The organism is Halorubrum sp. AJ67 (assembly GCF_000513435.1).
On the sequence record NZ_CBVY010000019.1, the window covers coordinates 75108 to 78437 of the forward strand.

Annotated in this window: 4 protein-coding genes and 1 pseudogene; 1 reads left to right on the forward strand and 4 read right to left on the reverse strand. The window is 68.5% G+C overall.

The window, feature by feature from the left end:
- Positions 1-347, reverse strand: a pseudogene (locus BN903_RS13110) (NADH:flavin oxidoreductase/NADH oxidase); the annotation flags it as partial.
- A gap of 113 nt (positions 348-460) precedes the next feature.
- Between BN903_RS13110 and BN903_RS17625 the strand changes: the two are divergent.
- On the forward strand, positions 461-622 hold the full coding sequence (locus BN903_RS17625) for a hypothetical protein (protein ID WP_195155810.1): 162 nt from the start codon (positions 461-463) through the stop codon (positions 620-622).
- A 107-nt stretch (positions 623-729) separates the two neighbouring features.
- Here BN903_RS17625 and BN903_RS13115 read toward each other — a convergent pair whose 3' ends face one another.
- The 3 genes from BN903_RS13115 to BN903_RS13125 form a co-directional block, all read right to left on the reverse strand.
- Positions 730-1332 carry a response regulator gene (locus BN903_RS13115; RefSeq protein WP_048078157.1) on the reverse strand — a complete coding sequence of 201 codons (603 nt, stop codon included), beginning with the start codon at positions 1330-1332 and terminating at the stop codon, positions 730-732.
- A gap of 237 nt (positions 1333-1569) precedes the next feature.
- Complete coding sequence (locus BN903_RS13120) at positions 1570-2847, reverse strand: aminotransferase class V-fold PLP-dependent enzyme (protein ID WP_048078158.1); 1278 nt, start codon at positions 2845-2847, stop codon at positions 1570-1572.
- 88 nt (positions 2848-2935) lie between these two features.
- The gene (locus tag BN903_RS13125; protein WP_048078159.1) at positions 2936-3274 is read right to left on the reverse strand and encodes a cupin domain-containing protein; all 339 of its coding nucleotides are present in this window, start codon (positions 3272-3274) and stop codon (positions 2936-2938) included.
- Positions 3275-3330: the final 56 nt, after the last annotated feature.

Below are 3330 nucleotides of genomic sequence, written 5' to 3' on the forward strand. Positions count from 1 at the left end.
CCCTCGGCCGGCGGGCGGTGCGAGGCCTTCCGTCCGGCGTGGGCCAGCTGGATCCCCGGAGTCGCGCCCTGCGACCGCACGAACTCGACGATCGGTTCGATCGCCTCGGCGTGCTCGTCGGACCAGATCCCGAGGCAGTTCGGCGTGATCCGTCCCTCGGGCGCGACGGCCGTCGCCTCGGTCATCACGACCCCGGCACCGCCGGCGGCCCGGGAGCCGAGGTGGACCCGGTGCCAGTCGTTCGCCAGCCCGTCGTCGGCGGAGTACTGGCACATCGGCGACAGCATGACGCGATTCCGGAACTCCGCGTCGCGCAGCGTGAGCGGCGTGAACAGGGTGTCGGTCACGAGCGGGTGAACGACCGCCGGGATCTAAGACCCTCCGATCACCCGTGCGGATCGCCGCGGCCGGTTTAGGCCGACCGAAATCTATATGCCCGCCCCTCCCTGACCGGGTAGTAATGACAACGGGAGACCGGATCGAGCGGGACGTCGAGTCGGCGGCCGACGAACGGCCGACCGTCGCCGCGACCCGCTGTTCGCAAGAGCGGACCGTCTTCACCGAACAGGGCAACACCGACGCGTGGATCGCGACCGACCTCACGGTCGATCTGGAACGGTAGCGAACCGCTTCGCCGAACATCTCCGCTGAACGCTTCCACCAGACCTCTCCGCCGATTCCGCCGGACCGCGGTGTCCCTCTCCGTCCGCCGCTCGGCGACGCCGGCCCTCACTCTTCGGAGCGCACGGCGTCTTCCGATGACCCGGAAGCTCGCGTCGTCGACGCGACTTCCGCCTCCGCGCCCCCCTCGTGCGCGCCTTTCTCCCGGTTGCGTCGCTCGTCGACGAGCGCGCGGATCCGGTCGAGGATCGCGTCGTACCGGCCTCGGTCGGAGCCCTTCTCGAAGTACGCGTCCGCGCCGGCACCGAACGCCGCCGCTTCCCCCTCCTCACTCGGACACGTGGTGTAGAACACGACCGGAAGCCTAGGATCCGTCTCGCGCAGCCGTTCGGCCAGCTCTACCCCGGTTCCGTCCGGGAGGCGCTGTTCCGTCACGACGCAGTCGACCGCGACCCGCTCGCCGTCGATCTCGACGCCCGCGTCGACGGCGTCGAGCGCGTCCGCGGCGCAGTCCACGGAGCGGACCCGAATCCGACCGGTGTGCCGCCGTGCGAACGCCTCCAGTAGCTCCGCGGAGCGGACGTTCGGCTCGACGTGGAGGACGGTGGTCGGCTCTCGGTCGGCGATTTCGGACCCATCGGTGGGCGATTCGGTTCGGTCGGCGGCTGCGTGCGGGTCTGCGCGTGTGTCGGACGGTGAGTGGTCAGTCATGTGTTGTGGTGGCGGGGCGACGACTCTGCGGGAAGCAACTTACTACGAAAGTTGTTATCTTTCTTCATATTATCTTCCGGGCGTCACCGGCATAATGATTGCGCGATCACCGTTGTCACGGCCCGCAAGGCCGATTATTCGGTAGTACAACGAGAAAAACCACCGGACGCCGGGCGGCCGGTAGCAGAAAATTGATCCGGAAAACCGGTCGCGAACCGTCGACCCACTTCTCGCCGCTTACGCGAACAGGTCGCGGGCCTCGCGGACCGCGTCGACGAGCGCGTCGACCTCCTCGACGGTGTTGTAGAAGTAGAAGGAGGCGCGCGCCGAGGCGGCGACGCCCATCTCGTCGTGGAGCGGCTGCGTACAGTGGTCGCCGGCGCGGATCGCGACGCCGTAGTCGTTGAGGATGCTGGAGAGGTCGTGCGCGTGGACGCCGTCGACGTTGAACGCGACGAGTCCGCCGCGGTCGTCGCCCGGCGGGCCGTAGATCTCGACGCCGCCGAGCGCCTCCAGTTCGTCGTAGGCGTACTCGGCCAGCAGGTCCTCGTGGGCCTCGATCCGGTCCATCCCGATCTCCTCCAGATACTCTATCGCGGCCGCGAGACCGATCCCCTGCGCGATGGAGGGCGTGCCGGCCTCGAACTTCCACGGGAGGTCCTCCCACGTGGAGTCCTCGAAGGAGACGCGCCGGATCATGTCGCCGCCGTAGAGGTACGGCTGCATCCCCTCTAAGATCTCCTCGCGGCCGTACAGCGCGCCGATACCGGTCGGCCCGCACATCTTGTGGCCGGAGAACGCGAGGAAATCGACGCCGAGCTCCTCGACGTCGACCGGTCGCGTCGGCACCGACTGCGCGGCGTCGGCGAAGATCAGCGCGTCGCGGTCGTGTGCCAACTCGGCCAGTTCGCCGATCGGGTTCACGGTGCCGAGCGTGTTCGAGACGTGGACGACGGAGACCATCTCGGTGTCGTCGTCGATGAGTTCGGCCGCGTGGTCCATGTCGAGTCGCCCCCCGTCGGTGACGTCGATGAAGCGCACGTCGGCACCGGTCCGCTTGCCGATCTGCTGCCAGGTGACGAGCGAGGCGTGGTGTTCCATCTCGCTGAGGACGACGTTGTCGCCCGGACCCAGCTCTTCGAGTCCCCACGCGTAGGCGACGAGGTTCATCGCCTCCGTCGTGTTCTTGGTGAAGACGATCTCCTCGCGGCCCGCGGCACCGATGAAGTCAGCGACCGCGTCGTGGGCCTCCTCGTAGGCCACGGAGGCCTCCTGGCTCAACTGGTGGATCCCGCGGTGGACGTTCGCGTTGTAGCTCTGGTAGTAGTCGGAGATGGTGTCGACCACCGGGTCGGGCGTGTGCGAGGTCGCCGCGTTGTCGAGGTAGACGAGCGGCGTGTCGTCGCCCTCGCCCTCGCCCGCGGTCTCGGGGTCCCCGCCGACCTTCCGGTCGAGGATCGGGAAGTCGGCGCGGAGCGCCTCCACGTCGAACGGGTACTGTCCTTGAACTCCCATTACCCGATATGGGGTCCCGAACACTAACACACCTTCGGTCCGGTACGTCTTGCGGGTACCGCGGACGCCGGGAAATCCGGCGCTCCGCCTACTCTCCCCAGTCCGGGTTCGCCCGCGGCGGCGAGAAGATGTCGTAGCCGACGACCGGTTCGTCGCCGCGGTTCGCCGCGGCGTGGGGCTCGCCGCCGGGGATCACGTACGTGTCGCCCGCCTCGACGACGCGCTCCCCCCCGTCGACCACGAACGTGATCGACCCCGCGGTTATGGTTCCGATCTGCTCGTGCGGGTGGTCGTGTTCCGGTACCGCCTCGCCCGGGTCGATCTCGAACCGCTGGATGCTCATCTCCTCGCCGACGGCCCCCTGCGTGAGGAACACGCCGTCGACCGCCTCGACCGCCTCCACGTCCGCGTCCGGTACGACGTCCATACGCGTCCCCCCGACCCGGAGCCACCTAAATCCGCGGGAGCGGTCCGTCCCGCTCC

What these genes read in the sequence shown, in the direction of transcription:
- BN903_RS17625 (WP_195155810.1), top strand. Translation starts at nt 461, where the DNA reads ATGACAACGGGAGACCGGATCGAGCGGGACGTCGAGTCGGCGGCCGAC.
- BN903_RS13115 (WP_048078157.1), bottom strand. Translation starts at nt 1,332, where the DNA reads ATGACTGACCACTCACCGTCCGACACACGCGCAGACCCGCACGCAGCC.
- BN903_RS13120 (WP_048078158.1), bottom strand. Translation starts at nt 2,847, where the DNA reads ATGGGAGTTCAAGGACAGTACCCGTTCGACGTGGAGGCGCTCCGCGCC.
- BN903_RS13125 (WP_048078159.1), bottom strand. Translation starts at nt 3,274, where the DNA reads ATGGACGTCGTACCGGACGCGGACGTGGAGGCGGTCGAGGCGGTCGAC.